At 44.0% G+C, this 25,476-nt stretch carries 37 protein-coding genes; 33 read left to right on the forward strand and 4 right to left on the reverse strand.

Annotated features, from left to right (window positions below; all coding sequences use genetic code 11):
• Positions 1-44 precede the first annotated feature (44 nt).
• From gatB to gatC, 3 genes are all read right to left on the reverse strand, one after another.
• A complete protein-coding gene (gene gatB, locus U1P77_RS00795) occupies positions 45-1,583 on the reverse strand; it encodes an Asp-tRNA(Asn)/Glu-tRNA(Gln) amidotransferase subunit GatB (RefSeq protein WP_321155576.1) in 1,539 nt (512 codons plus the stop codon).
• Positions 1,583-3,079, reverse strand: a complete 1,497-nt coding sequence (gatA, locus tag U1P77_RS00800) for an Asp-tRNA(Asn)/Glu-tRNA(Gln) amidotransferase subunit GatA (protein WP_321155577.1) — start codon at positions 3,077-3,079, stop codon at positions 1,583-1,585. Before gatA ends, gatB begins: the two co-directional genes overlap by 1 nt.
• Positions 3,080-3,211: 132 nt before the next feature.
• Positions 3,212-3,526 (reverse strand): Asp-tRNA(Asn)/Glu-tRNA(Gln) amidotransferase subunit GatC, encoded by a 315-nt coding sequence (gene gatC / locus U1P77_RS00805; RefSeq protein WP_321156571.1) that lies wholly within the window; start codon positions 3,524-3,526, stop codon positions 3,212-3,214.
• An 885-nt stretch (positions 3,527-4,411) separates the two neighbouring features.
• On the opposite strand from gatC, the gene U1P77_RS00810 reads away from it, so the two are divergent.
• From U1P77_RS00810 to rplQ, 33 genes are all read left to right on the forward strand, one after another.
• Positions 4,412-5,449, forward strand: a complete 1,038-nt coding sequence (locus U1P77_RS00810; RefSeq protein WP_321156572.1) for a rod shape-determining protein — start codon at positions 4,412-4,414, stop codon at positions 5,447-5,449.
• A gap of 248 nt (positions 5,450-5,697) precedes the next feature.
• On the forward strand, positions 5,698-6,660 hold the full coding sequence (mreC, locus tag U1P77_RS00815; protein WP_321155578.1) for a rod shape-determining protein MreC: 963 nt from the start codon (positions 5,698-5,700) through the stop codon (positions 6,658-6,660).
• A gap of 112 nt (positions 6,661-6,772) precedes the next feature.
• Complete coding sequence (mreD, locus tag U1P77_RS00820; RefSeq protein WP_321155579.1) at positions 6,773-7,258, forward strand: rod shape-determining protein MreD; 486 nt, start codon at positions 6,773-6,775, stop codon at positions 7,256-7,258.
• A gap of 157 nt (positions 7,259-7,415) precedes the next feature.
• Positions 7,416-8,087 (forward strand): Maf family protein, encoded by a 672-nt coding sequence (locus U1P77_RS00825; RefSeq protein ID WP_321155580.1) that lies wholly within the window; start codon positions 7,416-7,418, stop codon positions 8,085-8,087.
• A 134-nt stretch (positions 8,088-8,221) separates the two neighbouring features.
• Positions 8,222-9,823: an Rne/Rng family ribonuclease gene (locus U1P77_RS00830; RefSeq protein WP_321155581.1), complete on the forward strand. Its 1,602-nt coding sequence runs from the start codon at positions 8,222-8,224 to the stop codon at positions 9,821-9,823.
• 473 nt (positions 9,824-10,296) lie between these two features.
• The gene (gene rpsJ / locus U1P77_RS00835; RefSeq protein WP_010196670.1) at positions 10,297-10,608 is read left to right on the forward strand and encodes a 30S ribosomal protein S10; all 312 of its coding nucleotides are present in this window, start codon (positions 10,297-10,299) and stop codon (positions 10,606-10,608) included.
• Between the two features lie 49 nt (positions 10,609-10,657).
• Entirely contained in the window at positions 10,658-11,296 is a 639-nt protein-coding gene (rplC, locus tag U1P77_RS00840) for a 50S ribosomal protein L3 (RefSeq protein WP_321155582.1), read from the forward strand.
• A 14-nt stretch (positions 11,297-11,310) separates the two neighbouring features.
• Entirely contained in the window at positions 11,311-11,913 is a 603-nt protein-coding gene (gene rplD / locus U1P77_RS00845; RefSeq protein WP_201556513.1) for a 50S ribosomal protein L4, read from the forward strand.
• On the forward strand, positions 11,910-12,260 hold the full coding sequence (gene rplW, locus U1P77_RS00850) for a 50S ribosomal protein L23 (RefSeq protein ID WP_321155583.1): 351 nt from the start codon (positions 11,910-11,912) through the stop codon (positions 12,258-12,260). Before rplD ends, rplW begins: the two co-directional genes overlap by 4 nt.
• Positions 12,261-12,271: 11 nt before the next feature.
• Positions 12,272-13,096 carry a 50S ribosomal protein L2 gene (gene rplB / locus U1P77_RS00855; RefSeq protein WP_321155584.1) on the forward strand — a complete coding sequence of 275 codons (825 nt, stop codon included), beginning with the start codon at positions 12,272-12,274 and terminating at the stop codon, positions 13,094-13,096.
• Positions 13,097-13,108: 12 nt separating this feature from the next.
• Positions 13,109-13,384, forward strand: coding sequence for a 30S ribosomal protein S19 (rpsS, locus tag U1P77_RS00860; protein WP_201556516.1), 276 nt, complete (start codon positions 13,109-13,111; stop codon positions 13,382-13,384).
• Positions 13,385-13,394: 10 nt separating this feature from the next.
• Positions 13,395-13,724, forward strand: a complete 330-nt coding sequence (rplV, locus tag U1P77_RS00865) for a 50S ribosomal protein L22 (RefSeq protein ID WP_201556517.1) — start codon at positions 13,395-13,397, stop codon at positions 13,722-13,724.
• A gap of 3 nt (positions 13,725-13,727) precedes the next feature.
• On the forward strand, positions 13,728-14,453 hold the full coding sequence (rpsC, locus tag U1P77_RS00870; protein ID WP_201556518.1) for a 30S ribosomal protein S3: 726 nt from the start codon (positions 13,728-13,730) through the stop codon (positions 14,451-14,453).
• Positions 14,454-14,456: 3 nt separating this feature from the next.
• The gene (gene rplP / locus U1P77_RS00875) at positions 14,457-14,870 is read left to right on the forward strand and encodes a 50S ribosomal protein L16 (protein ID WP_201546358.1); all 414 of its coding nucleotides are present in this window, start codon (positions 14,457-14,459) and stop codon (positions 14,868-14,870) included.
• On the forward strand, positions 14,870-15,067 hold the full coding sequence (gene rpmC, locus U1P77_RS00880; protein ID WP_201556520.1) for a 50S ribosomal protein L29: 198 nt from the start codon (positions 14,870-14,872) through the stop codon (positions 15,065-15,067). Before rplP ends, rpmC begins: the two co-directional genes overlap by 1 nt.
• A complete protein-coding gene (gene rpsQ / locus U1P77_RS00885) occupies positions 15,064-15,342 on the forward strand; it encodes a 30S ribosomal protein S17 (RefSeq protein WP_321155585.1) in 279 nt (92 codons plus the stop codon). The genes rpmC and rpsQ overlap by 4 nt, the downstream gene beginning before the upstream one ends.
• 182 nt (positions 15,343-15,524) lie before the next feature.
• Complete coding sequence (gene rplN, locus U1P77_RS00890; RefSeq protein WP_010196702.1) at positions 15,525-15,893, forward strand: 50S ribosomal protein L14; 369 nt, start codon at positions 15,525-15,527, stop codon at positions 15,891-15,893.
• Positions 15,894-15,901: 8 nt separating this feature from the next.
• A complete protein-coding gene (gene rplX / locus U1P77_RS00895; RefSeq protein WP_321155586.1) occupies positions 15,902-16,219 on the forward strand; it encodes a 50S ribosomal protein L24 in 318 nt (105 codons plus the stop codon).
• A 21-nt stretch (positions 16,220-16,240) separates the two neighbouring features.
• Positions 16,241-16,777: a 50S ribosomal protein L5 gene (rplE, locus tag U1P77_RS00900; protein ID WP_201556523.1), complete on the forward strand. Its 537-nt coding sequence runs from the start codon at positions 16,241-16,243 to the stop codon at positions 16,775-16,777.
• Between the two features lie 12 nt (positions 16,778-16,789).
• Entirely contained in the window at positions 16,790-17,095 is a 306-nt protein-coding gene (gene rpsN, locus U1P77_RS00905; protein WP_201556524.1) for a 30S ribosomal protein S14, read from the forward strand.
• An 11-nt stretch (positions 17,096-17,106) separates the two neighbouring features.
• On the forward strand, positions 17,107-17,505 hold the full coding sequence (rpsH, locus tag U1P77_RS00910) for a 30S ribosomal protein S8 (RefSeq protein ID WP_321155587.1): 399 nt from the start codon (positions 17,107-17,109) through the stop codon (positions 17,503-17,505).
• A 221-nt stretch (positions 17,506-17,726) separates the two neighbouring features.
• Complete coding sequence (gene rplF, locus U1P77_RS00915; RefSeq protein ID WP_321155588.1) at positions 17,727-18,260, forward strand: 50S ribosomal protein L6; 534 nt, start codon at positions 17,727-17,729, stop codon at positions 18,258-18,260.
• A gap of 11 nt (positions 18,261-18,271) precedes the next feature.
• Positions 18,272-18,622, forward strand: a complete 351-nt coding sequence (gene rplR / locus U1P77_RS00920) for a 50S ribosomal protein L18 (protein WP_321155589.1) — start codon at positions 18,272-18,274, stop codon at positions 18,620-18,622.
• Between the two features lie 2 nt (positions 18,623-18,624).
• Positions 18,625-19,140, forward strand: a complete 516-nt coding sequence (gene rpsE / locus U1P77_RS00925) for a 30S ribosomal protein S5 (protein ID WP_201556528.1) — start codon at positions 18,625-18,627, stop codon at positions 19,138-19,140.
• A gap of 20 nt (positions 19,141-19,160) precedes the next feature.
• Positions 19,161-19,340: a 50S ribosomal protein L30 gene (rpmD, locus tag U1P77_RS00930; RefSeq protein ID WP_201556529.1), complete on the forward strand. Its 180-nt coding sequence runs from the start codon at positions 19,161-19,163 to the stop codon at positions 19,338-19,340.
• Entirely contained in the window at positions 19,340-19,780 is a 441-nt protein-coding gene (rplO, locus tag U1P77_RS00935) for a 50S ribosomal protein L15 (RefSeq protein ID WP_321155590.1), read from the forward strand. Before rpmD ends, rplO begins: the two co-directional genes overlap by 1 nt.
• Positions 19,781-19,799: 19 nt before the next feature.
• A complete protein-coding gene (secY, locus tag U1P77_RS00940) occupies positions 19,800-21,131 on the forward strand; it encodes a preprotein translocase subunit SecY (RefSeq protein ID WP_321156573.1) in 1,332 nt (443 codons plus the stop codon).
• 31 nt (positions 21,132-21,162) lie between these two features.
• On the forward strand, positions 21,163-21,279 hold the full coding sequence (rpmJ, locus tag U1P77_RS00945; protein ID WP_010196721.1) for a 50S ribosomal protein L36: 117 nt from the start codon (positions 21,163-21,165) through the stop codon (positions 21,277-21,279).
• A 259-nt stretch (positions 21,280-21,538) separates the two neighbouring features.
• Positions 21,539-21,895 carry a 30S ribosomal protein S13 gene (rpsM, locus tag U1P77_RS00950; protein ID WP_321155591.1) on the forward strand — a complete coding sequence of 119 codons (357 nt, stop codon included), beginning with the start codon at positions 21,539-21,541 and terminating at the stop codon, positions 21,893-21,895.
• Between the two features lie 20 nt (positions 21,896-21,915).
• The gene (gene rpsK / locus U1P77_RS00955; RefSeq protein WP_058368279.1) at positions 21,916-22,305 is read left to right on the forward strand and encodes a 30S ribosomal protein S11; all 390 of its coding nucleotides are present in this window, start codon (positions 21,916-21,918) and stop codon (positions 22,303-22,305) included.
• A gap of 48 nt (positions 22,306-22,353) precedes the next feature.
• Positions 22,354-22,995 (forward strand): 30S ribosomal protein S4, encoded by a 642-nt coding sequence (rpsD, locus tag U1P77_RS00960; protein WP_010196731.1) that lies wholly within the window; start codon positions 22,354-22,356, stop codon positions 22,993-22,995.
• Positions 22,996-23,108: 113 nt separating this feature from the next.
• Positions 23,109-24,116: a DNA-directed RNA polymerase subunit alpha gene (locus tag U1P77_RS00965; RefSeq protein ID WP_201556533.1), complete on the forward strand. Its 1,008-nt coding sequence runs from the start codon at positions 23,109-23,111 to the stop codon at positions 24,114-24,116.
• A gap of 19 nt (positions 24,117-24,135) precedes the next feature.
• A complete protein-coding gene (gene rplQ / locus U1P77_RS00970; protein ID WP_201617858.1) occupies positions 24,136-24,495 on the forward strand; it encodes a 50S ribosomal protein L17 in 360 nt (119 codons plus the stop codon).
• Between the two features lie 134 nt (positions 24,496-24,629).
• Here the strand turns inward: rplQ and U1P77_RS00975 are convergent, their stop codons facing one another.
• Positions 24,630-25,250, reverse strand: a complete 621-nt coding sequence (locus U1P77_RS00975) for an L-threonylcarbamoyladenylate synthase (protein ID WP_321155592.1) — start codon at positions 25,248-25,250, stop codon at positions 24,630-24,632.
• Between the last annotated feature and the right edge of the window lie 226 nt (positions 25,251-25,476).

Consider the following 25,476-nt stretch of genomic DNA (forward strand, 5'->3'; position numbering starts at 1 on the left):
AGATTTTATTGACAACAATCAGTCCAGTCTACTACCCATTAACCTTAACCCAATAACTCTTTTAGTACTTGGTTGACCTGTTGTGGATTGGCGCTGCCACGACTGGCTTTCATCACTTGCCCGACCAGACCGTTAAAGGCTTTTTCCTTACCACCGCGATATTCTTCAACCATAGCTTCATTGTTGGCAATCACACCTTCAACGATGGCTTTGATAGCGCCAGTATCAGTTTCTTGCTTAAGACCTTTGGCTTCAATGATTTGATCAGCGGCATCATCGGCATCGCCAAATTCGCGTTCATATAACGCGCTAAAGGCTTTTTTAGCAAGCTTACCTGATAGCGTGTCGTCAAAGAGTCGTTTGAGCATACCGGCCAATTGTATGGCGCTGATAGGGGTAGTGGTGATGTCTTTATCGTCTTTGTTGAGTGCGCCTAACAACTCACCCATGACCCAGTTAGCGGCAATCTTGGCGTGCTTTTGACCGACCTCATCAACCACAGCTTCAAAATAATCCGCAAGCTGACGGCTGTCTGTTAAGATACGGGCATCGTATTCTGATAGTTCAAGCTCATTCTCTAACCGTGCGCGGCGGGCAACCGGTAGCTCAGGCATGGCGGCTCTAATCGTATCAACCGTATGCTGCTCAATGCGCACAGGCAGCAAGTCAGGGTCAGGGAAATAACGATAGTCATTAGCGTCTTCTTTAGTACGCATAACGCGGGTTTCGTCTTTATCAGGATCATAAAGCATCGTCGCTTGCACGACTTGACCGCCTTCTTCGACAATATCAATTTGACGTTCGATTTCACGGTTGATTGCACGTTCAATACTACGGAATGAGTTCAGGTTCTTGAGTTCAGTACGCGTACCTAAAGCGGCGCCAGGCTTACGCACTGAGACGTTACAATCACAGCGGAATGAGCCTTCTGCCATGATGGCATCTGAGATACCAAGCCAAGTAACCAATTGATGAATGGCTTTGATATAGGCTAGCGCTTCAAACGCTGAGCTCATATCAGGCTCAGAGACAATCTCAATCAGCGGCGTGCCGGCACGGTTAAGGTCGACGCCCGTCATACCATCAACGGCATCGTGTACCGACTTACCTGCATCTTCTTCTAAATGAGCGCGAGTGATACCCATACGCTTAGGATATTCGTTGTTCTCACCTTCATTGATCACCACATCGATATGACCACGGCCAACGATAGGGTTGGCCATTTGCGTGATTTGATAGCCTTTAGGCAAGTCAGGATAGAAGTAGTTTTTACGGTCAAAGGTATTAAATAAACCCAGCTCGGCATCGACACCGATACCGAATTTTAGCGCGCGTTCTACTACGCCGCTATTGAGGACTGGCAAGACACCGGGCAGACCTAAATCTACGATACTCGCTTGGGTATTCGGTTCATGACCGAAGTCGGTCGGAGCGCTGGAAAAGATCTTACTGTCGGTATTGAGCTGACAGTGAATCTCAATACCGATGACCACTTCATAGCCGTCGACCAATAGCTCTGAACGCAAAGTCTCTTTACGGACGGTGTCATGATGGACGGTGCTGTTATCAGTTGTTGAGTTCATTATACCGTCTCCTTAGCAATGGCAGAGTGTTGTAGATGATGATCAGTATGCTGCTGGAACAGATGCGCGGTAGTGAGCAATTGGCTCTCTTGCCAATGCTGTCCGATTAGCTGTAAACCAACGGGCAGACCCTCAGAGGTCAAGCCAACTGGTTGACTCAGTGCAGGCAAACCAGCAAGGTTGACCCCAATGGTATAAACGTCGCCCAGATACATCGTGGCAGGGTCTAAATTTTCGCTAAGCTTATAAGCGGCTGTTGGTGCCGTTGGACTGGCAATCACATCACAGTTGGCAAAGGCATCATCGAAGTCTTTGATGATTAAGCGGCGCACTTTTTGGGCTTTGATATAATAAGCATCAAAATACCCAGCAGATAAAGCATAAGTCCCCATCAAGATACGGCGCTGGACTTCAGGGCCAAAGCCTTCAGAGCGTGAGCGCGTGTATAAATCGATTAAGTCTTTTGGATTTTCACAGCGATAGCCGAAACGCACGCCATCGAAGCGCGATAAGTTTGAAGAGGCTTCAGCAGGTGCTAGCATATAGTAAGTAGCAAGAGTGATTTCGGGGTCAGTGATATTAACTTCGACAATCGTCGCACCAAGTTCCTCATACTTCTGTAATGCCGCACGTACCACTTTGTCGACTTCGGCATCTAGTCCTTTACCGAAATATTCTTTGGCAATTCCAATACGCAGACCAGCGAATGGCTTATCGCCTGCTTGCGCTTCGGCCTCATTGATATCTTGCACGTAGTCGGGGATGTCGTGCTTAATGCAAGTGGCATCACGTGGGTCATGACCGACCATGGGCTGTAATAGATAAGCACAATCTTTAGCGCTGCGACCTAAGCTGCCTGCTTGATCCAAACTTGAGGCGTAGGCAATCATACCAAAACGCGATACTCGACCATAAGTGGGCTTAATACCCGTTAAACCACAAAAGGATGCGGGTTGACGAATAGAGCCGCCGGTATCACTACCCGTTGCTACTGGTACAAATCCTGCTGCGATGGCTGATGCGCTACCACCTGATGAGCCGCCAGGGACGCGCTCAAGATTCCACGGATTTTGCACTGTGCCATAATAAGAGCTGCTATTGTCCGAGCCCATTGCGAACTCATCCATATTGAGCTTGCCGAGGCTAATCATGCCGGCCTTAGTAATGTTGGTCACGATAGTAGCGTCATAAGGTGAGACAAAATTGTGTAGCATTTTAGAGCCGCAGGTGGTCAGCACCCCTTGAGTACAAAATATATCTTTATGCGCCATAGGGACGCCAAGTAGCGGACGCTTATCGCCTTGCGCGCGCATTTCGTCTGCGGCTTGCGCTTGTGCACGCGCGGTCTCAGAGGTATAAGTGATAAAGCTATTAATCTTACTATCTAAAGTGTCAATACGTTTGATAAAGTGTTCGGTCAGCTCAAGACTGCTAAATTGTTTGTCTTGTAAGCCTGTAATCAGCTGCTGGGTACTTAAGAGATGAAGGTCAGACATAAGGGGTCGTCCGTCAAAATGTTAACTGCGTAAAATAAAATGGGGCTAAATTAAATCGGCTTGCCAGTCGAAGCTTTTAATAAAAATCTATTGAACAGAAGGCTATTAAACAACAAGCTAACTAATAAAAAGCTATTCAATGACTTGTGGTACCAGATATAAGCCTTGCTCAACGGCTGGCGCGATCGATTGATTGCGTTCGCGATTGATGTCGTGCTTGGCAACATCAGCGCGCAAGTCTTGGCAAGCTTCGTGAATGTTGGCTAAAGGCGTCAAATCTGTGGTATCCACAGCAGCTAAGGTATTCATTAACTTTAAAACCTTGCTGATGTCATTGGCGTAGCTATCGGCCGTATCTTCATCAACACCCAACCGCGCTAGGCTGGCAACTTCTAGGATTTCGTGGCGGCTGACGCTGCTTTCAGTCGTTGACGGTTGCTGGGACATATTTGACATTGTTTCTCCAGTGAATGACAGTGTTTGTTAAAAAAAGCGCCTATCGGTAATGATAAAACACGCTTATAGATTTAATAGTAAATACAATTAGGGTTTTGAGCTTGTCTTATTGATAAGGTACTGAATTTTTTTATTAACAATACCCCACTCTCAACTATCATAATTTTTGGCGTAGGCTGTGGCTTTAGCCCAGCGTTTTTGGCAAATGGTTACGATTGACTGGGCTAAAAGCGCCAGCCTACGATAGCCCCTATTAAGTTGAGAGTCGCGTTAACAATATAAATCGTTATTGCGGTCTACTTGATGAGCGCTATTTTTGTTGAGGCGATAATTTTACGTCTAGTCTAATAGGAGCTAAACTCACAATCAGTGACTTTCAGTGACTTTTTATCACAATCAGTGACTTATTATAAAGCATCTTAATCAAGTTTACAGAGGATGACGCTTGATTGCAGCACAATCTTAGTTAGGATTGGCGACTTTGCCATAATGACGGAGCAGTTATTGATTTATTATCAATCGCTTACCCATTAAGTCACAAAATACGTTACAGTAAGCGCACGCTGCTGAGCAAAATACCATACCAATGTAGAGCCTTGTTGTTTATTGATTCAAATAGTATTTAACGCTATTTCAAAATTTGTAACAATTTTTCTCATATAAGTCCAAGTTACTGGCTTAATGATGTAAATAGCTGTGTTTTTTTTGTGCTAAATCGGTATAATTTAGCCCAATTTCATCATTTCATTATTATCTTTTAGCTTTAACTGTTGTGATGCCAAAATCAAGCCACAGTTAATGCCCAACGACGACCTACTCAACATTGATGAGTAACGCCTCAGTCATCTCATTCGCCTTATTTGTAAGACGCTGGATATATTAGTCATGAACCTATTTGGATTTTTATCAAATAATATCGCAATCGACCTTGGTACTGCTAACACCTTAATTTTTATTCCTAATAAAGGCGTGGTGCTTGACGAGCCTACTGTGGTTGCTCTACGAAGTAATCGCACACAAAACCCTACGGTTGCCGCTGTTGGTATTGATGCCAAGCAGATGCTTGGTCGTACCCCTTCCAATATTACGGCTATTCGTCCTTTAAAAGACGGTGTGATTGCTGACTTTGAAGTGACGCAAAAAATGCTGAAGCATTTTATTGGCAAAGCCAAAGCCAAGCGCTTTATGGCACAGCCTAATGTAGTGGTTTGCGTGCCTTGTAAATCGACCTTGGTTGAGCGTAAAGCCATTCGTGAAGCCGTATCCTCAGCAGGCGCGAGCAAAGTTCTGCTATTAGAAGAACCAATGGCAGCGGCAATTGGGGCGGGCATGCCCGTTCACGAGGCCAGTGGTTCAATGGTGGTCGATATTGGCGGTGGCACGACTGAGATTGCTGTTATCGCACTGTCAGGCTGTGTCTATGCAGAGTCGATTCGTATCGGTGGTGACATGTTTGATGAAGCGATCATCACCCATGTTCGCCGTACCCATGGTTGCGTAATTGGGGAAACTACTGCTGAGCGTATCAAAAAAGAAGTCGGCTCTGCGCTCAATGAAGATAGTGAGCTAGAAGTGGAAGTCCGTGGCCGTAGTATGGCTGAAGGCGTTCCTAAGACCTTTACTGTTAGATCAGAAGAGATTCAAAAAGCGCTGAGTGACCCATTAAGTGGCATTGTTAGTGCCGTAAAAGCGGCGCTTGAGGAAACCCCACCTGAGCTGTCATCTGATATTGCCGAGCGAGGTATTGTTTTGACTGGTGGCGGCGCATTGCTACGAGACCTAGACAAGCTAATCTCAAAAGAGACTGGTTTGCCAGTGACTGTCGCTGAAGATCCACTCACTTGCGTCAGTCGTGGCGGCGGTATAGCGCTGGACTTTATTAATAACAAAAGCCTGAATATGATTTTCGTATAAGCGTTTTTGATTGCCAATCTTAAAATGAGCAATGTTTACTGACCTAACTTGGCTGAATTAAAGCCAGTATTGACAGAGATAGCGTTAAAGGTAGCCTATGAGGCTGCCTTTTATAGCATTAACAAATGGCAACCATAAGCTTTATTGGTTAACGATGTTAACGCTGCCAACGTTTGATATTTTAACCCCAGCGCTGGGTATGGATCAAATTAGACCCCTAAATTAGAACCTCTAATATTAGACCCTTTATGACTACAAGTATTTTTGCTCGCCAGCCGTTATCACTTCATAAGACTGCTATTGTATTAATAGCGGCACTAATACTGATATGGTTTGACAGTAAGAATCCAGAGTGGTTCAACCCCATTCGTAACACCAGTCATGCAGCCATGCAGCCTATTTATGAGCTGTCTTTATTACCGAGCTATGCTGAGCATTGGGTAAGTGGTAGCGCGCAATCAAAAGAAGCGCTACGCCGCGAAAACGTACAATTAAAATCGCAATTGATTCACGCACAAGCCAAGCTACAGCAGCAAGATTATATCCTGGCACAAAATGCACGCTTGCAAGGTATTTTATCGACCACCAAGCCTGAGCAATTTGAGCTTAATTTGGCACAAGTCATCGGTACTGATACTAATTTGCTCAAGCAAATCGTCGTGCTTAATAAAGGCGCGCAAGATGGTGTGCAAGTCGGGCAGACGGTCATCGATGAAGATGGTATCTTAGGGCAAATTATCAATGTTTACCCCAATACCAGTCGTTTATTATTGATTACTGACAAGCAACAGTCGGTTGCAGTGACCGTTAAGCGTACGGGTCAACGCGCTATTGTCACCGGTGAAGGGATACCCACGTCACTGCGTCTTAACTATGTGTTTAAAACTTCAGATGTGCGGGTCGGTGATGAGTTGATTTCCTCAGGTCTGGGTGGTCGTATTCCAGCAGGCTATCAGGTTGGGCGTATCGCTCAAATTAAAGACAATGAAGAAACTCAAGCGGATAATTTTAGAAGCATTAAAGTGACGCCTGCCGCTAATTTTGTTGACAATGCCTACGTATTAATTTTACAAGACAAGATGGTAGACGCTGAGAGTAAACCGTCATCATTAGCATTCACTGGTAAGACGAGTAGCAATATCAGTACTGAAATCAGTACTGATATGACTAGTGCTAATAGTGATACCGTAGCGCCCGTACCGATCCAATGAGCTGTTCACTGAGACTTCATCAGTAGTAACTTTATCAGTCACCGCTTATCCTACTCATCGCTAAATAAACGTTAAAGTAGTAGCCGCTATATACTCGTTAAGGCACGCATCTATGGCGCATCCCAACTCTGAGCACGCAACTGGCCTGTTGTTGATCGCGATTATCCTAAGCTTTGTGGTTGCCTCATCGCTCAATGTTTATCCACTAAGTCCAAATATGGCAACCCTGCGCCCGATGGCACTGATCATGGTGCTGATTTTTTGGTTGCTGTTTCAGCCGCGCTATGTGGGTATCTTTACCGCTTTTACCATTGGTCTTATTGCAGACTTACTTATGGACACGCGATTGGGTCAGCAGGCCTTTGCTGCTGTGGTGGTCGCGTTAATTATTAAAATAACTAGCATATATATCAGGGAGTTAAACACGGCTAGCGCTTGGCTAATAGCAACGCTAGGATTAGTGGTGTTTCAGCTGATTCTATGGATATTACAGCTGATTACTCAAAATATATTTGTGGCACAATCCGGCCTATCCTTATTAATGAGCATCATAAGCTGGCCTCTAGTGCTATTGGCCTTACGCAAATTTGCCCACTAATGACATTTATTGCTACTTCAATGATGATTGGCTTAAATTGCTACTTTAATAGGTATCTTAGGGATTGTAAGTGTGTTGCTAGTCGTTAAAGTATCTGCCATGACAAACTCTACAAAACGTACCCACATAATAAACGTGTCAATATAAGAGAATAGCGATGGATATCATTTTAGCTTCTGGTTCGCCCCGTCGTCGCGAGCTGCTAGCAATCGCGCAGCACAATTTTAAGGTCATGAGTGTTGATGTCGATGAAACGCCGTATGATGCCGAGCCACCAAAAGACTATATTGAACGTATGATCGCCACCAAAGCCAATTCAGCTATTGAACAGCTCAATGCCGATTTTGAAAGTGACAAAACTGAGTTATCTATACTTTCTATCCCTCCTAACAAGCCATTTATAATGCTAACCGCTGATACCATCGGCGTATTACCGGATGGTCAGACAGTATTGATAAAGCCAACCGATCGCAATCATGCGTACAGTATGTGGCAGCAGATGTCTGATAATACCCATCAAATATGGACCGCCGTCCAAGCCACGCTAGTAATGCTAACGCCTACAAATAATACTAATATGTTTAAAACATTGTGGCAGCAGCAAATTATTGAGCGCACTGAAGTGACCTTTGTACCATTAACTTCAGATATGATGGCGGGGTATTGGAATAGCGGGGAGCCTGCTGACAAAGCGGGTGGTTATGCTATTCAAGGGTTAGCTGCTGCATGGGTCACCCGTATTAATGGTAGCTATACTAATGTGGTAGGGCTGCCACTGGCGCAAACGCTGGCGTTAATTGATGAAGCCAATGAAGTGCCCACAAATTAGGTGGGTTTACACAGTCGTCTGCACATAATGATACGCTAGGGTAATGGGCAAGGTCGAGTCGCATTTGCTACACTGTAAGGCTAAAACGCTACTAACTCCTAATAAGAAAGTTAAGAGATAAGAGAAGAAACCCTATGTCTGAAGAGCTGCTGATTAATGTCAGTCCAATGGAATCCCGCGTAGCAGTCTTAGATAATGGTGTGCTGGGCGAGATTTATATTGAGCGCCATCATAAGCTGGGCTTAGTCGGCAATATTTATTTGGGCACAGTGGTACGTGTCCTTCCAGGAATGCAAGCTGCCTTTGTCGATATTGGCCAGTCACGGACGGCGTTTTTGCATGTTAATGATATGCAGCGAGAACCTCGTCCAGCAGTGAAAGCTAAGGCTAAATCTGATGAAGACTCAATCGCCCCTACCGATGCAGAGGCTATAGCAACGTCTGCTGATAATTTGGCAGTCACGCCGCCCGTAGTTAGCGCCCAAAACACTGAAACTATACCTGTCGCCAGTAAAACCTTGATTCAACATCGCTTGCACGAGAGTCAACGTATTTTGGTACAAGTGACCAAAGACCAATTAGGCAGTAAAGGCGCACGTCTGACCACCAACGTCTCTTTGCCTTCGCGCTATTTGGTTTATTTGCCCTCTAGTGCTCATATCGGTATCTCTCAACGTATTGATGGTGAAGAGGAGCGCACGCGTCTAAAGACTGAACTTAATAGCCTGATGCAAACGGTTAATTTGCAAGGTGGTCTGATTGCTCGTACTGCTGCTGAGCGTGTACCAGTAGACAAGTTAGAGGAAGATATCTACTACTTATTACAACTTTGGCGCACTATTTGCGCGCGCCAAAAAGACATGAATCATCATCAAAGCTCAGAGCTAATTTATCAAGAGCTGTCCTTACCATTACGGTCTATTCGTGACTTAGTACATGAAGAGACTGGCAAGGTCATTATCGATAATGAACAAATTTATGAACAAGTCAGGACTTTTGCCAAAGAGTTCGTGCCTTTTGTTTATGATCGTATCGTCCACTATACTGCTGAACAGGCGTTGTTTGATGTGCACCGCGTTGAAGAAGACTTGCGGGATGCACTAAAACGTCGCGTCGATCTAAAGTCTGGTGGCTATCTGATTATCGATCAAACAGAGGCTATGACTACCATTGATGTCAATACTGGCTCTTTCGTCGGTGGACGTTCATTAGAAGATACCGTTTATAAGACCAACTTAGAGGCCACTCATGCTATTGCTCGGCAGCTGCGCCTACGCAATCTAGGTGGTATTATAATCCTAGATTTTATCGATATGCTGGAGCAACAGCACAAAGACGATGTACTCGAGAGCTTACAATCTCAGTTAACGCAGGATTATGCCAAAAGCAATATTACTCAAGTTAGTGAGCTAGGTTTGGTAGAGATGACTCGCAAACGTACTCGCGAGTCGCTAGGGCAGCAATTGTGCGAACCGTGCTCAACTTGTCAAGGTCGCGGTTTTGTCAAAACTGCCGAGACCGTCTGCTTTGAGATTTTCCGCGAAATTATGCGCTGTGCTCGTACTTATAACTCACCGAAGAAGTTTACGGTGGTCGCCCATGCTGCCGTTATTGATTTATTACTAACCTCAGAAGCAGATACGGTGGCTGACCTTGAATATCTATTAGGTCGGGTGATCACTTTTGATGTAGAAAATCTCTATACCCAAGAGCAATATGATATTGTGTTAGATTGATTTTCTACATAGAAATTGATCAAAAGATCTGTGTTTTATGCTTCTATTCAATCAGGCCCGATAGTGTGAAGTAAGTACGAATTGAATGTAAATATCAGCAGTAAAACAAGAGTACATAGTTCTAATTTGGCGAAAGCTTTTAAGGGTCCCTAATAATACCCTTGCAATCAAGAAAATACTCTGTATAATATATACCACTGATTTATATGCGCGCGGCCAATCAAACAGCTGGCGCCATGACAGCTAGAGCATCGTTTCTAGCACTATTTCATTATGCCTTTGCTGACTCCCAATAAATGGGAGAGTCGGCGGGGCTTTAAACTATTTTGCTTTTGGCGTATTACTAATTCTATAAAAGAATAGATTCTGATTAAGAACAGTGAACCGCTCGGAGTGAATCTTTAACCAAACGGCTTTTGCTCATCCACTTGCAACGCAAGAATGATCAAGGCACATATTAGGAGCTTGCTGGCATGGCTAACCAGAGAATCCGTATCCGTCTCAAGTCTTTTGATCATCGTCTGATTGATCAATCTGCACAAGAGATCGTTGATACTGCAAAGCGCACCGGTGCGCAAGTTTGTGGTCCTGTACCGTTGCCGACTCGCATTGAGCGCTTCAACGTTCTAACCTCGCCACATGTCAATAAAGATGCTCGTGACCAGTACGAAATCCGTACTCACAAGCGCATGGTTGATATTGTTCAGCCTACTGACAAAACTGTGGACGCGTTAATGAAGCTAGACTTAGCGGCGGGCGTTGACGTTCAAATTGCTTTGGGTTAATGCACATTAAACGCCCAATCCATTAATAGAAGATATAAAGAGGTTTAAAATGGCGATTGGTTTAGTCGGTAAAAAATGCGGCATGACCCGTGTCTTCACTGCAACAGGTGATTCTATCCCTGTAACAGTGGTTGAGATCGATGCAAACCGCATCACTCAAGTAAAAAATACTGATATAGATGGCTATCAAGCCATTCAAATTACCACAGGTACTCGTCGTGACAGCCGCGTAACAGCCGCTCAAAAAGGTCACTTCGCGAAAGCTGGCGTTAAAGCTGGTCGTGGTGTTTGGGAATTTCGTGCCAATGAAAGCGATCTTGAAGGTCGTGAAATTGGTGGTGAGATCCAAGCTGACCTATTTGAAGAAGGTCAAATGGTTGATGTCACAGGAAATAGTAAAGGTAAAGGCTTTCAAGGCGGCGTAAAGCGTCACAACTTTAGCATGCAAGATGCTACCCATGGTAACTCAGTCTCTCACCGTGCCATTGGTTCAACTGGTCAAAACCAGTCACCAGGTAAAGTATTTAAAGGTAAGAAGATGCCAGGTCAAATGGGTAACAAGCGTGTTACAGTTCAAGGCCTAGAAGTGGTTTCGGTTGATGCCGAAAAAGGATTACTTGTCATCAAGGGTGCTATCCCAGGTGCCACCGGTGGCGATGTCATCGTACGTCCGTCAGTCAAAGCCTAAGCAAGGGGATTAACGTGGATTTAAAAACAGTTACAGGTGCGGCGGTTGAGCTTTCTGATACGGCCTTTGGTCGTGAATTCAACGAAGCATTAGTGCATCAAGTCGTCACCGCATATCTTGCTGGTGCTCGTCAAGGTACACGTGCACAAAAAACCCGTGCCGAAGTTTCTGGCGGTGGCATTAAGCCATGGCGCCAAAAAGGTACTGGTCGCGCTCGTGCAGGCTCTATTCGTAGCCCAATCTGGCGTGGTGGTGGTCGTACATTTGCTGCGAAACCACAAGATTGGTCACAGAAAGTTAACCGCAAAATGTATCGCGGTGCTATGCAGTGCATCCTAGCCGAATTAATACGTCAAGAGCGTTTAATTTTGGTTGAAGAGCTGAGCGTTTCTGGGCCTAAGACCAAAGAGCTAATCGCAAAGTTAAATGAGTTGAATGCATCTCGTGCATTGATCGTCACAAAAGACGTCGACGAAAACTTGTACTTAGCAGCTCGCAATATTCCAAACGTCAATGTACTTGGTACAAACGAAGTGGACCCAGTGAGCTTGATCGCTTATGATAAAGTGATCATGACAGTCGAAGCTGCGAAACAATTTGAGGAAGCACTAGCATGAATAACGCAAGACTTTATCAGGTCTTAAGAGGACCTGTATTCTCAGAAAAATCTCAAATGCTTGGCGACTCATTTGGCGTGCAGGTGTTCAAGATTGACTCTAATGCTACTAAGCTGGAAGTCAAAAAAGCAGTTGAGTTAATGTTCGAAGGTGTTGAAGTCACTAAAGTAAACACTTTGAACGTTAAAGGTAAGACAAAGCGTTTTGGTAAAAGTATAGGTCGTCGTAACGATTATAAAAAAGCCTATGTTACCCTAAAAGCTGGTCACGATGTACAAATGGCTGATGCTGGTGAGGACGTAGCGAATACTACTGCCTCTACTAGTGAAACAGCTAACAACGAATAAGGATACCACTCATGCCTATCGTAAAAGCAAAGCCAACATCACCAGGCCGTCGTTTTGTTGAAAAAGTAGTGCATCCACACCTTTACAAAGGTCGTCCGTTTGCAGCACTTCTAGAATCAAAAAGTAAGTCAGGTGGTCGTAACAATAATGGTCGTATTACCACTCGTCACATTGGCGGCGGTCATAAGCAACATTATCGTATTATCGACTTCAAACGTACCAAAGACAACATTCCAGCAACGGTAGAGCGTATTGAATACGATCCTAACCGTACTGCACATATCGCCTTACTTAAGTATGCTGATGGTGAGCGTCGTTACATTATCGCTCCTAAAAAGCTAGCTGCTGGTGATACAGTGCATTCAGGTGAAACGTCTCCAATTCGTCCAGGTAACTGTTTACCGCTTAAGAATATCCCTTTGGGTACTGTGATCCATAATATCGAGCTTAAAATCGGTAAAGGCGCACAGATGGCTCGTTCAGCGGGTACAAGCGTTCAGCTACTAGGTCGTGACGGTATTTATGCGATTCTTCGTATGCGTTCAGGTGAAACACGTCGTGTTCACGTTAACTGTCGTGCCGTTATTGGTGAAGTCTCTAATACTGAAAACAACTTGAAATCACTTGGTAAAGCTGGTGCTTCACGTTGGCGCGGTATTCGTCCTTCCGTTCGCGGTGTGGCGATGAACCCTGTTGATCACCCACATGGTGGTGGTGAAGGTCGTAACAAAGGTCGCCATCCAACCAGCCCTTGGGGTCAGAAGTCTAAAGGACTTAAAACGCGTCATAATAAGCGTACTGACAGTATGATCATCCGTCGCGCCAAGAAGAAATAAAGGAAGAATTTCATGCCTCGTTCATTGAAAAAAGGTCCATTCATAGACGCGCACTTGTTTGCTAAAGTTGAGAATGCAATAGAAAACAACTCACGCAAGCCAATTAAGACTTGGTCGCGCCGCTCGATGATTCTGCCACAAATGGTTGGCCTAACTATGTCTGTTCACAACGGCCGTACTCATGTACCGGTTATTGTGAGCGAACAGATGGTTGGTCATAAACTAGGTGAATTTGCCCCGACTCGTACGTATCGTGGTCATGGCATTGACAGAAAAGCTAAGAAATAAGGTGCTTACCATGGAAGTAACTGCAAAATTACGCGGTGCCGCCATTTCGGCACAAAAAGTTAGACTCGTTGCTGATGAAGTTCGTGGCAAATCTATCGAACGTGCTTTGGATATCCTGACGTATAGCAATAAAAAAGGCGCTGTGTTTGTTAAGAAATGTCTTAACTCAGCCATCGCCAATGCCGAACATAATCACGGCTTAGACATTGACGACCTAAAAGTCGGCACTATCTACGTTGATGAAGGCATTACGCTAAAGCGTATCCTACCACGTGCCAAAGGTCGTGCTGATCGTATCAGCAAACGTACCTGTCACATCACTATAAAGGTAGGAGAATAAGTTATGGGTCAAAAAGTACATCCAATCGGAATTCGTCTTGGTGTTGTAAAAAAGCATAACGCAAACTGGTATGCTAGCCCTAAACAATACTCAGAATACCTAATCAACGACATACAAGTTCGTGAATATCTGCGCAAAAAACTAGATAAGGCTATGATCAGTAACATTATGATCGAGCGTCCTACTGGTGCTGCTAAGATTACCATCGCCACTGCGCGCCCTGGTATTGTTATCGGTAAAAAAGGCGAAGATATAGAAAGACTTCAAAAAGAATTGACCAAAATTATGGGCGTACCTGCTCAGGTTAATATTGAAGAAATCACGTCACCTGACCTTGATGCTCGTCTGGTAGCAGACGGCATTGGTAGCCAGCTTGAGCGTCGTGTTATGTTCCGTCGTGCGATGAAGCGCGCCGTGCAAAACAGCATGCGTTCTGGTGCCAAAGGTATTAAAGTTGAGCTGTCTGGCCGTCTCGGCGGTGCTGAGATTGCTCGTACTGAATGGTATCGTGAAGGTCGTGTGCCACTGCATACGCTACGCGCCGATATTGACTATTCGTCAGTACGTGCGGAAACCACTTACGGCACCATCGGTGTAAAAGTTTGGATTTTCCGTGGCGAAATCCTTGACGGTATGAACAGTGTATATAATCCCGTCAACGAAGAGAAGCCTCGTGCGCCAAAACGCCGTGGTCGTGGTGGAAACCGTCGAAACACAGACAGAGGTTAAACTATGTTACAGCCAAAACGTACCAAGTTTCGCAAAATGCATAAAGGTCGTAACACTGGGCTAGCTCATCGTGGAAGCACCGTTGCATTCGGACAAATTGGTCTAAAATCTTTGACTCGCGGTCGTATGACAGCTCGTCAAATCGAAGCGGCACGTCGTACCATCACTCGTAAAATTAAGCGTGGTGGTAAGATTTGGATTCGTGTTTTCCCAGACAAACCTATTACTAATAAACCATTAGAAGTACGTATGGGTAAAGGTAAAGGTCCTGTAGAATATTGGGTATGCGAAGTCAAACCTGGTAAAATACTATATGAACTCGAAGGGGTTTCAGAAGAGCTTGCTCGTGAAGCTTTAACGCTTGCTGCAGCAAAACTGCCCTTTAAAACTACCATTGTTAAGCGGACGATAATGTAATGAAGATCAGTGAATTACGTGATAAATCATTAGAAGAACTGACTCAGTTACTTGATGAAAAGCAGCTTGATGCTTTCCGTATTCGTATGGCTAAAGCAACGGGTCAGTTGGGGAATACCCATGAAGTTCGTGGCAATCGTCGTACGATTGCTCAGCTTCAGACTTTGATTAACGAGAAACAGCGAGGCAACTCATGAGCGATAACGATCAAGCCACCCCAACAAATGCTAGCGTATTAACAGGGCGAGTTGTTAGCGACAAGATGGACAAGTCCATCACGGTTTTGATTGAGCGTCTGGTTCGTCATCCTTTATATGGCAAGCAGCTTCGTCGTTCAACTAAAATTAAAGCCCATGATGAGAACAACGTTTGCCAACAAGGCGACCTTGTCCAAATCAAAGAAACGCGTCCAATCTCAAAAACTAAGTCATGGACTTTAGTAGATGTGATTGAAAAAGTAGAAAAAATCTAAGTAAATTGCATTAAAAGCCAGAATCTGTTAAAATAGCCGCCTTTTTAAGGATGCTGATTGCGCTGAGCGTATATCACTGACATTAAGAGTAAGGTGCGGTTATTTATATTAAAATGCCGTCTACTCATAGTGTGCTAGCGGCAGCAACTGGCTTTTATTGCTCATACGTGTGGAGTAACGCTATGATTCAGGTTGAGTCAATGCTGGAAGTTGCAGACAATAGCGGTGCAAGGCGAGTTCAGTGCATTAAAGTACTGGGTGGCTCTCATCGTCGTTATGCATCGGTCGGCGACATCATTAAAGTAACGGTTAAAGAAGCCATTCCTCGCGGTCGTGTTAAAAAAGGCGACGTGATGAATGCGGTAGTTGTACGTACCAAAAAAGGCGTTCGTCGCCCTGATGGTTCAGTGCTACGTTTTGATGACAATGCTGCGGTATTGTTGAACCAAAATAAAGCGCCGATTGCAACTCGTATTTTTGGACCGGTAACTCGTGAACTACGTGGTGATCAGTTTATGAAAATTGTATCCCTAGCACCAGAAGTATTGTGAGGTAACCCATGGCTAAATTACGAAAAGGCGATACAGTTATTGTTATTGCTGGTAAAGACAAAGGCAAGCAAGGTACTGTTCAAGTCGTAAAAAACGATCGTATTAAAATTGAAGGCATTAATATTGTCACTAAACATCAGAAGCCAAATCAGGCGACTGGCGTTGAAGGCGGCATTCTTAAGCAAGAAGCTTTTTTACATATCTCAAACGTCGCAATTTTAAATGCGCAAACCCAAAAAGCAGACCGTATTACTTACCAATTTAACGAAGACGGCAAAAAACAGCGCGTTTATCGTTCAAATGGTGAAGTCGTGGCGACTGCGTAAGACACTAAGGGTGTAATGGTAATGGCAAGATTAAAATCTTTATATAATGATGAACTAAAGCAGCAAATCAAAGAAGTGCTTGGTTTAGACAATGTGATGCAAGTGCCTAAAATCACTAAAATCACACTTAACATGGGTGTAGGTGGCGCGTCTCAAGACAAGAAATTGCTTGAAGGTGCAGTAGCTGATATGACCGCAATTGCCGGTCAGAAACCTGTAGTCACCAAAGCGCGTAAATCAATTGCTGGTTTTAAAATCCGTGAAGAATGGCCAATTGGTTGCAAAGTAACGCTACGCGGTGAGCAAATGTACGAATTTTTAGATCGTCTCATTGCCATTGCAATTCCTCGTGTTCGTGACTTCCGCGGTTTTTCACCTAAAGCATTTGATGGACGTGGCAACTACTCATTGGGTATCAAAGAACAAATCGTATTCCCAGAAGTAAACTTTGACAGGATTGATCGTATCCGTGGTATGGATGTGACTATCACTACGTCAGCTGCTACTGATGATGAAGGTCGTGCGTTACTTAAAGCATTCGGCTTCCCATTTAAATAAGGTAAAGACGTTATGGCAAAAAAGAGCATGATTAACCGCGAATTAAAGCGCGAAAAAATGGTAGCTAAATATGCTGATAAGCGTATCAAGCTAAAAGAAACCATCGGTGATATGAATGCAAGTGATGAACAGCGTATGGAAGCGATGCTAGAGCTACAAGCTCTACCACGTAATTCATCGCCAGTCCGTCTGCGCAATCGTTGTGCTATCACAGGTCGTCCTCATGGTTACTTCCGTAAGTTTGGCTTATCACGCAATATGCTGCGTGAGCGAGTCATGCAAGGTGATGTACCTGGTGTTCGTAAAGCAAGCTGGTAAGGAGTAACTACATGAGTATGCAAGATACCGTTGGGGATATGCTAACCCGTATTCGTAACGCACAAATGGCCAATAAAGTATCCGTAGCTATGCCGAGCTCAAAACTACGTAAATCAATCGCTGACCTATTAGTTAGCGAAGGTTATGTAGCTAGTGCTGTTGTTACTGCAGAAGATAACAACAAAGCAACGCTATCTATCGAATTAAAGTATTTCGAAGGCAAAGCTGTCATCGAAACTATTCAGCGCTTTAGCCGTCCTGGTTTACGCCAGCATCGCGGTAAAGACGCTATCCCTACTGTTAAGCAAGGTATGGGTGTTGCTATCGTATCTACTAGCCGAGGTATCATGAGCGATCGTGCTGCTCGCGCTGCTGGCATCGGTGGTGAAATCGTTGCATTCGTTGCTTAAGGCAATGTGACGATAAGTCTATTTGTACCCTATTAAGTTTATGAAGACTTTCTTTAATATCATCATAAGCTCATGATTAAATGAATGCCTTGCAATTTTATAAGATTGGTTGGTGTTTAATAGGGACAATTATGCTAAACTAGCAGGCTTTTTAGCCTGTTAGTTTTTTCGCTATTATTTATTGCTAACAGAAGTTGTTAATTTTTTTAAGGAATACTCCTATGTCTCGTGTGGCTAAAGCCCCAGTAACGCTGCCTAACGGCGTAAGCGTTACTTTGAACGATCGGCAGGTCGAAGTGAAAGGCAAGAACGGTAATATGTCTTTACGCCTGCATGAATTGGTCGAGCTGAAACAGGAAGATGATGCTATTATTCTCTCACCTACAGTCGATTCAAAAGAAGCCATGATGCACACTGGCACCATTCGCGCTCTATTAAACAACTATGTTTTAGGCGTGACCGAAGGCTTTGAAAAACGTCTTCAATTAATTGGTGTTGGTTATCGCGCTCAAGCTACTGGTAATAAAGTAACCCTAAACGTTGGTTATTCACATCCAGTAGAATATACGCTACCTGAAGGTGTGTCAGCTGAAACTCCTACGCAAACTGAAATTGTTTTAAAATCAAACAATAAGCAGCAGCTTGGTCAAGCAGCGGCTAATATCCGTAGTTTCCGTCCACCAGAGCCTTATAAAGGCAAAGGTATTCGTTATAGCGACGAAAATGTGGTTCGCAAAGAAGCTAAGAAAAAATAAGGTGAGTTGAAATGTTTGATAAAAAAGCAGCTCGTCTGCGTCGAGCTAAGAAAACCCGCGCGCATATCCGTTTTTTAGGCGTTCATCGTCTAACGGTTAATCGTACGCCAAAGCATATCTATGCCCAGATTATCTCTCCGAATGGTGGTGAAGTGATCGCTCAGGCATCTACCTTAGACGGCAGTTTGCGCTCAGGTGCGACTGGTAACGTTGATGCAGCGACGTCTGTAGGCCAAATGATCGCAGAACGCGCAAAAGCAGCTGGTATTACTAAAGTTGCCTTTGACCGTAGTGGTTTTAAATATCATGGTCGAGTGAAAGCTTTAGCTGAAGCAGCTCGCGGAAATGGATTGGAGTTTTAATCATGGCTAGAAATGATAAAAATGATAAAAATGACCAAACAGACGGTCTAGTAGAACGCCTTGTTACCGTTGATCGCGTTGCGAAAGTGGTAAAGGGTGGTCGTATTTTCTCTTTCACTGCGTTAACCGTAGTGGGCGATGGCAATGGTCGTGTTGGTTTTGGTCGCGGTAAAGCACGTGAAGTGCCAGCTGCTATTCAAAAAGCTTTAGAAGCTGCTAAACGCAATATGATTACCGTTGAGCTTAATGAAGCAACTTTATATCATCCGATCAAAGCACGTCATGGTGCAAGTAAAGTCTACATGCAGCCTGCATCCGAAGGTACTGGCGTAATTGCTGGTGGCGCAATGCGTGCTGTATTAGAAGTTGCTGGTGTCAAAGATGTTTTGACTAAATGTTATGGTTCTACCAATACTGCTAACGTTGTACGTGCAACGTTTAACGGTTTACGTGATATGTCAACTCCAGAAAAGATGGCAGCTAAACGTGGTAAATCTGTAGACGAAATTTTGGGCTAACTTAGACTAGGCGAGTTACGATGAAAACAATGAAAGTCACTCAATTAAAATCAGGTGCCCATCGCCTCAAGAGCCACAAAGCGAGCTTGAAAGGATTGGGTTTACGCCGTATTAATCATACTGTTGAAGTTGAAGATACTCCATCAACTCGTGGTATGGTAAATCGCGTCAACTACATGGTAAAAGTGGAGGAAGCGTAATGGGACTCAGATTAAATGAATTATCTCCAGGTGTTGGCGCGAAGAAAAACGCCCAACGTCGTGGTCGTGGTATCGGTTCAGGTCTTGGTAAAACTGGTGGTCGAGGCGTAAAAGGCCAGAAATCACGTTCAGGTTCTGGTATTCGCAGAGGGTTTGAAGGTGGTCAAATGCCATTATTCCGCCGTCTGCCAAAATTTGGCTTTACCAGTAAAATGGCAATGACGACTGCAGAAGTCCGTTTGTCTGAACTGAATAAAGTTGAAGGCGACGTGGTTAGCGTTGAAACCTTAAAAGCCGCTAATATTATCCGTCATGATATGAGGCGTGCCCGTATTATCTTGTCAGGCGACGTTACTAAAGCTTATACCTTTAAAGATATAAAAGTAACTAAAGGCGCTAAGCAAGCAATCGAAGCTGCTGGTGGTAGCATCGAGGAGTAGTAACGTGTCAAAGCAATCAATGTCATCGGCTGGTATACCGCTTAATCCTTTTGCCTTTATACGTAAGTATGATGAGCTGTGGACGCGTTTACTGTTTTTAATCGGCGCATTGATTGTTTATCGTTTAGGGTCACATATTCCTGTACCCGGTATTAATCCGGTTAATTTGGCAGACTTGTTTTCGCGCAATGAAAACACCATTTTGAGCATGTTTAATATGTTCTCAGGTGGTGCGCTCGAGCGTATGTCTATCATGGCGCTTGGCATCATGCCGTATATTTCAGCGTCGATTATCGTACAGATGATGTCAGCGGTACTGCCGTCACTTGAAGCACTTAAAAAAGAAGGTGAAGCAGGACGGCGTAAGCTAAACAAGTACACCCGTCAAGGGACACTTGCTCTAGCTCTCGTGCAGTCATTAGGAATGTGTGCAGGCCTGATCAGTCAGAACTTGACTTTGTCTAGCGGTCTTACCTTTTACATCCCAGCCGTTACCTCCTTGGTAGCTGGTGCTATGTTTTTAATGTGGCTTGGTGAGCAGATTACAGAGCGTGGCGTGGGTAATGGTATTTCAATGCTGATTTTTGCCAGTATTGTTGCCGGTATGCCAGGCATGATTTCGCAATCTATCGAACAGGTCAGTCAAGGGCAGATGAACTTGATTGTACTATTTATCTTTATCGTACTAGGGGTCGCGGTGACGGCTGGTATTGTTTATATTGAACGAGCCCAGCGCCGTGTTCCCGTAAACTACGCCCAAAAGCAACAACAAGGCCGTAAAATCTATGCTCAGCAGCAGTCACATTTGCCACTGAAAATTAATATGGCAGGGGTTATCCCTGCTATTTTTGCCAGCTCATTATTGTTGTTTCCAGCAAGTTTAGGGCAGTGGGTCGGTCATTCAACTGATCCCACCTTTGTACAAAAGATATTGCAGAATATGGCTTTGGTGCTGTCTCCTGGACAGCCGCTGTATTTAGTTTTGTTCGGTGCGATGATTATTTTCTTTTGCTATTTTTATACGGCATTGGTCTTTAGTCCCCGTGAAGTTGCCGAAAACCTTAAACGTAGTGGTGCGTATATTCCAGGTATCCGCCCCGGACAACAAACTCAGCGTTACCTTGACCATGTATTGAACCGACTGACCTTTATTGGCGCGATATACATGACGGTTATTTGTTTAATGCCGATGGTCATCCAGTCAGCGTTCGGTGTGCCGTTTAACCTCGGTGGTACGTCGTTACTGATTATGGTGGTTGTGGTAATGGACTTCATTTCGCAGATTCAAGCGCATTTGATGACCCATCAATATCATGATCAGACGTTAATTCAGTCGCCCTCTCAATCTTAAATGAGCGGTGCGATATCTCAAGGAGTATGCTATGAAAGTTCAAGCATCAGTTAAAAAGATTTGTGGTAGCTGTAAAGTTGTACGTCGTAAAGGCCGTGTGCATATTATTTGCACAGCAGAACCTCGCCACAAACAACGTCAAGGTTAATTGATACTTAGTATGAGGCAACATGCCTACACTATAAATTGAATTAATACTTGAAAAATAACGGCGGATGCGCTATCATCCGCCACTTGCCGTAGTTTGTACTTATGTCTTTTATAGCTTGACTTCATTAGCCAGCTTGCTAAGCAAGTTAGTACGATGACAAAAGCTACCAAAGAACAAGTATCGACAGCAATGAATCTGAAAAATAACGCGTTCTTTTTAAGAGTGTCGCTTATTTTTCTTTAATGGAGAGAAATCAATGGCTCGTATTGCCGGTGTTAACATTCCGGATAATAAGCATGCTGTTATTTCACTAACTTACATCTTTGGTGTAGGTCGTACTACTGCTAAGAAAATTTTAGAAGCAGTTAGTATTGCCCCTACCACTAAAATCAGTCAGTTAGATGATACACAGTTAGATGCTATCCGTGCACAGATTGCAAATTACATGATCGAAGGTGACCTTCGTCGTGAAGTTTCAATTAATATCAAGCGTTTGGTTGATTTAGGCTGTTATCGTGGTATTCGCCATCGTCGTAACTTGCCTGTAAATGGCCAACGTACGAAAACGAATGCGCGTACTCGTAAGGGTCCACGTAGAGCAATCAAAAGATAATCAACTTAGGAAGCTAAAAGATGGCAAAAGACACTCGTAGTCGCAAGAAGGTGACTCGTCGTTCAGTATCGGAGGGCGTAGCCCATATCCATGCGTCTTTTAATAACACCATTGTTACGATTACCGATCGTCAAGGTAATGCTTTGGCTTGGGCCACTTCAGGTGGACAAGGCTTCCGTGGTTCACGTAAATCTACACCGTTTGCAGCCCAGGTTGCAGCTGAAGTCGCTGGTAAAGCGGCCCAAGAATATGGTGTTAAGAATATCGATGTTTTGGTCAAAGGACCAGGACCGGGTCGTGAGTCTGCGGTAAGAGCACTAGGTGCGTTGGGTTATAAAGTTAACAGTATTTCTGATGTAACCCCAATTCCACACAATGGTTGCCGTGCGCCGAAAAAGCGCCGCGTCTAATATTAAAGACGAAGCTTTTTATCCCAAAAGCTTACAGGAGACATGAATATGGCCCGCTATATTGGACCAAAACTTAAATTATCACGTCGCGAAGGGACAGACCTAGGCCTTAAGTCTGGTGTTAAACCTTATGACGTGAAAACGAAAAAAGCTGGCCGTCCGCCTGGTCAACATGGCGTTAGCCGTAATAAGACCTCAGAATATGCTCTACAGCTGCGTGAAAAGCAGAAAGTTAAGCGTATTTACGGCGTACTTGAGCGTCAGTTCGCAAACTACTATAAAGAAGCTGCTCGTAAACGTGGTGCTACTGGTGAAAACCTATTAGCCATGTTAGAGAGCCGTTTAGATAACGTGGTGTATCGCATGGGCTTTGGCTCAACTCGCGCCGAAGCACGTCAGCTAGTCAGTCATCGTACTGTTATGGTAAAAAAAGCCGGCCGTGATGAGTTTGTTCGTGTGAACATTCCTTCAATCCAGCTGCAAGATGGTGATGTCATCGCTATCCAAGAGAAGTCTCGCGAGCAACTGCGTATTAAAAACGCTATTGAACTGGCTACCCAACGTGGTATCCCAGAGTGGCTTGATGTTGATCACAGCAAACTACAAGGCACGTTTAAACAAGCGCCTGATCGTATTGATCTTCCTGCTGAAATCAACGAAAGCTTAATCGTTGAGCTATACTCTAAGTAACTGACGTTATGACTGATTTTAATACTGATATCAATGAATATTGATGTCAGTAAATAATACCAGTAAATATAAATAACGTTAATTAAACCAGTTAAATAAATCGAGGTGACATCATGATGCTAAATGCAACTGAGTTTCTAACGCCAAATGCCATTAACGTGGATACGGTTAACGAAACAATTGCGAAAGTCACGCTCGAACCGTTAGAACGCGGCTTTGGGCATACCTTAGGGAATGCCTTACGTCGTATTTTGTTATCTTCATTACCTGGCGCTGCCGTTATTGAAGCTGAGATCGATGGTGTTGACCATGAATACTCAACTCTTGAGGGTTTGCAAGAAGATGTACTTGACCTGCTTTTGAATTTAAAAGGCTTGGCCATTACCCTTCATGACCAAAATGAAGTATTTTTGACCTTGGATAAACAAGGTCCAGGCACCATCACTGCCGCAGACATCACTTTGCCGCATAATGTCGATATTATCAATCCAGAATTGGTATTGGGTACATTAAGCGATCGTGGTCATCTTAAGATGCGTCTGCGTGTAGTTATGGGTCGTGGATACGAGCCAGCAAATCAGCGCCGTGAAGATGGCGACACCAAAGCAATTGGCCGCTTAAAGCTTGATGCAAGCTTTAGCCCTGTGCTACGAGTCGCTTATCAGGTCGAGAACGCACGTGTAGAACAACGTACCGATCTTGACCGTCTTATCGTCGAGCTTGAAACTAATGGCACTATTGATCCAGAAGAAGCAATTCGTAAAGCAGCGACTATCTTGCAACAACAGATTTCTATCTTTGTTGACCTAGAAGCTGAAGAAGCGCCTGAGCCTGTGAAAGAAAAAGAAGAGGTTGATCCGGTGCTATTACGCCCTGTGGACGATCTTGAACTAACGGTTCGCTCAGCCAACTGCTTGAAAGCTGAAAACATTTACTATATCGGTGATTTGGTCCAGCGTTCAGAGACTGAACTACTTAAAACCCCAAATCTTGGTAAGAAATCATTAACGGAAATCAAAGACGTGCTAGCATCTAAAGATTTAGAGCTTGGAATGCGCCTTGATAATTGGCCTCCAGCTGATTTACGTGTTGATGATCGCTTTTCTTATCGTAGCCGTTAAACTTTAAGGATATTTGACCATGCGCCATCGTAAGAGTGGAGTCAAGCTGGGTCGTACCGGCAGTCATCGCAAAGCAATGTTCCAGAACATGACCAACTCATTATTTGAGCATGAACTGATTAAAACAACATTACCAAAAGCTAAAGAATTACGCCGTGTTGCTGAGCCATTAATCACTATGGCTAAAGACGACAGCGTTGCTAATCGCCGTCTAGCATTTAGCCGTATGCGTAGCAAATCTATGGTAGGCAAACTATTTGGCACGTTAGGTCCTCGTTACCAAACGCGTCCAGGTGGCTATCTGCGTATCGTAAAATGTGGCCATCGTGATGGTGACAATGCGCCAATGGCTTATGTAGAATTAGTTGATCGCGACTAATTTTATACGCTAATTGTATATTGCATAAAAAAGCTCCAATTTATTGGAGCTTTTTTATGCGCTTGTATTTTAATTTTTGTATCTAGAATATCTATTTCCGATTACAGTGTTTTTCGTTTACATCCGTCTCTTATCTACAACAACAGTGAGCTGACGTCGGCGGCACCTTGTCTAATTATTTCAGGTTGGCTACTAGTCATGTCAACAATAGTAGTCAGTTTGGTAGTTTTTATACCAGCGTTGATCAAACCATCTATCTGATGACCTAATAGTTCTTCGATATCGAATGGATCATCCAATACCTGGTCATGCGTGGGTAATATCAATGAACTGGTTAAAATAGGCTCATCCATCGCGGTCAATAATGCTTGAGCAATCGGATTACTGGGAACACGGATACCAATGGTTTTTTTCTTAGCATGAGCAAGTTTTTTGGGTACGTCTTTAGTGGCGTTTAAAATAAAGGTGATGGGTGCTGGCGTATGGGCTTTGAGCTTTTTAAATTGCACATTATCGACTGCAGCATAAGTAGCAATCTCACTTAAATCACGACATAGCAAAGTAAATTGATGCTTATCATCAAGTTCGCGAATTTTTTTAAGCTTATCAAGGGCATCTTTAGCCCCTAGACGGCAACCAAACGCATAGCTGGTATCGGTCGGGTAGATGAGTAGTTGGTCGGCACGCAGTAAGTCAGCGGCTTGCTCAATGAGACGTGGCTGCGGGTTTTCAGGGTGGATGTAGAAGGTTTGCATGACGGCTCCTTATTTAATGATTTTTACGGGTCTTATAATTTTGACTTTATGCACTTATGGTTGTTAGTTAAGCATCGCTATTGATCTGATCTGTTTGATTGATTGAAGATGTCTCTTTTTCTAATTTCAACTTTTACTGTTAATCTCAAAATAGCCATTAGATAGAAATCTTTAGATAAAAATCGCTCATTACTTAGTCAGTATAGCGCTAAAACAAATGTGGGTT

The sequence above is a fragment of the Psychrobacter sp. LV10R520-6 genome, assembly GCF_900182925.1.
In the GTDB taxonomy this organism is placed as follows: Bacteria; Pseudomonadota; Gammaproteobacteria; order Pseudomonadales; family Moraxellaceae; genus Psychrobacter.

Coding starts and splice junctions, on each gene's coding strand:
- gatB (WP_321155576.1), bottom strand. CDS start 1,583: ATGAACTCAACAACTGATAACAGCACCGTCCATCATGACACCGTCCGT.
- gatA (WP_321155577.1), bottom strand. CDS start 3,079: ATGTCTGACCTTCATCTCTTAAGTACCCAGCAGCTGATTACAGGCTTA.
- gatC (WP_321156571.1), bottom strand. CDS start 3,526: ATGTCCCAGCAACCGTCAACGACTGAAAGCAGCGTCAGCCGCCACGAA.
- mreC (WP_321155578.1), top strand. CDS start 5,698: ATGACTACAAGTATTTTTGCTCGCCAGCCGTTATCACTTCATAAGACT.
- mreD (WP_321155579.1), top strand. CDS start 6,773: ATGGCGCATCCCAACTCTGAGCACGCAACTGGCCTGTTGTTGATCGCG.
- U1P77_RS00825 (WP_321155580.1), top strand. CDS start 7,416: ATGGATATCATTTTAGCTTCTGGTTCGCCCCGTCGTCGCGAGCTGCTA.
- U1P77_RS00830 (WP_321155581.1), top strand. CDS start 8,222: ATGTCTGAAGAGCTGCTGATTAATGTCAGTCCAATGGAATCCCGCGTA.
- rpsJ (WP_010196670.1), top strand. CDS start 10,297: ATGGCTAACCAGAGAATCCGTATCCGTCTCAAGTCTTTTGATCATCGT.
- rplC (WP_321155582.1), top strand. CDS start 10,658: ATGGCGATTGGTTTAGTCGGTAAAAAATGCGGCATGACCCGTGTCTTC.
- rplW (WP_321155583.1), top strand. CDS start 11,910: ATGAATAACGCAAGACTTTATCAGGTCTTAAGAGGACCTGTATTCTCA.
- rplB (WP_321155584.1), top strand. CDS start 12,272: ATGCCTATCGTAAAAGCAAAGCCAACATCACCAGGCCGTCGTTTTGTT.
- rpsS (WP_201556516.1), top strand. CDS start 13,109: ATGCCTCGTTCATTGAAAAAAGGTCCATTCATAGACGCGCACTTGTTT.
- rplV (WP_201556517.1), top strand. CDS start 13,395: ATGGAAGTAACTGCAAAATTACGCGGTGCCGCCATTTCGGCACAAAAA.
- rpsC (WP_201556518.1), top strand. CDS start 13,728: ATGGGTCAAAAAGTACATCCAATCGGAATTCGTCTTGGTGTTGTAAAA.
- rplP (WP_201546358.1), top strand. CDS start 14,457: ATGTTACAGCCAAAACGTACCAAGTTTCGCAAAATGCATAAAGGTCGT.
- rpmC (WP_201556520.1), top strand. CDS start 14,870: ATGAAGATCAGTGAATTACGTGATAAATCATTAGAAGAACTGACTCAG.
- rpsQ (WP_321155585.1), top strand. CDS start 15,064: ATGAGCGATAACGATCAAGCCACCCCAACAAATGCTAGCGTATTAACA.
- rplN (WP_010196702.1), top strand. CDS start 15,525: ATGATTCAGGTTGAGTCAATGCTGGAAGTTGCAGACAATAGCGGTGCA.
- rplX (WP_321155586.1), top strand. CDS start 15,902: ATGGCTAAATTACGAAAAGGCGATACAGTTATTGTTATTGCTGGTAAA.
- rplE (WP_201556523.1), top strand. CDS start 16,241: ATGGCAAGATTAAAATCTTTATATAATGATGAACTAAAGCAGCAAATC.
- rpsN (WP_201556524.1), top strand. CDS start 16,790: ATGGCAAAAAAGAGCATGATTAACCGCGAATTAAAGCGCGAAAAAATG.
- rpsH (WP_321155587.1), top strand. CDS start 17,107: ATGAGTATGCAAGATACCGTTGGGGATATGCTAACCCGTATTCGTAAC.
- rplF (WP_321155588.1), top strand. CDS start 17,727: ATGTCTCGTGTGGCTAAAGCCCCAGTAACGCTGCCTAACGGCGTAAGC.
- rplR (WP_321155589.1), top strand. CDS start 18,272: ATGTTTGATAAAAAAGCAGCTCGTCTGCGTCGAGCTAAGAAAACCCGC.
- rpsE (WP_201556528.1), top strand. CDS start 18,625: ATGGCTAGAAATGATAAAAATGATAAAAATGACCAAACAGACGGTCTA.
- rpmD (WP_201556529.1), top strand. CDS start 19,161: ATGAAAACAATGAAAGTCACTCAATTAAAATCAGGTGCCCATCGCCTC.
- rplO (WP_321155590.1), top strand. CDS start 19,340: ATGGGACTCAGATTAAATGAATTATCTCCAGGTGTTGGCGCGAAGAAA.
- secY (WP_321156573.1), top strand. CDS start 19,800: ATGTCATCGGCTGGTATACCGCTTAATCCTTTTGCCTTTATACGTAAG.
- rpmJ (WP_010196721.1), top strand. CDS start 21,163: ATGAAAGTTCAAGCATCAGTTAAAAAGATTTGTGGTAGCTGTAAAGTT.
- rpsM (WP_321155591.1), top strand. CDS start 21,539: ATGGCTCGTATTGCCGGTGTTAACATTCCGGATAATAAGCATGCTGTT.
- rpsK (WP_058368279.1), top strand. CDS start 21,916: ATGGCAAAAGACACTCGTAGTCGCAAGAAGGTGACTCGTCGTTCAGTA.
- rpsD (WP_010196731.1), top strand. CDS start 22,354: ATGGCCCGCTATATTGGACCAAAACTTAAATTATCACGTCGCGAAGGG.
- U1P77_RS00965 (WP_201556533.1), top strand. CDS start 23,109: ATGATGCTAAATGCAACTGAGTTTCTAACGCCAAATGCCATTAACGTG.
- rplQ (WP_201617858.1), top strand. CDS start 24,136: ATGCGCCATCGTAAGAGTGGAGTCAAGCTGGGTCGTACCGGCAGTCAT.
- U1P77_RS00975 (WP_321155592.1), bottom strand. CDS start 25,250: ATGCAAACCTTCTACATCCACCCTGAAAACCCGCAGCCACGTCTCATT.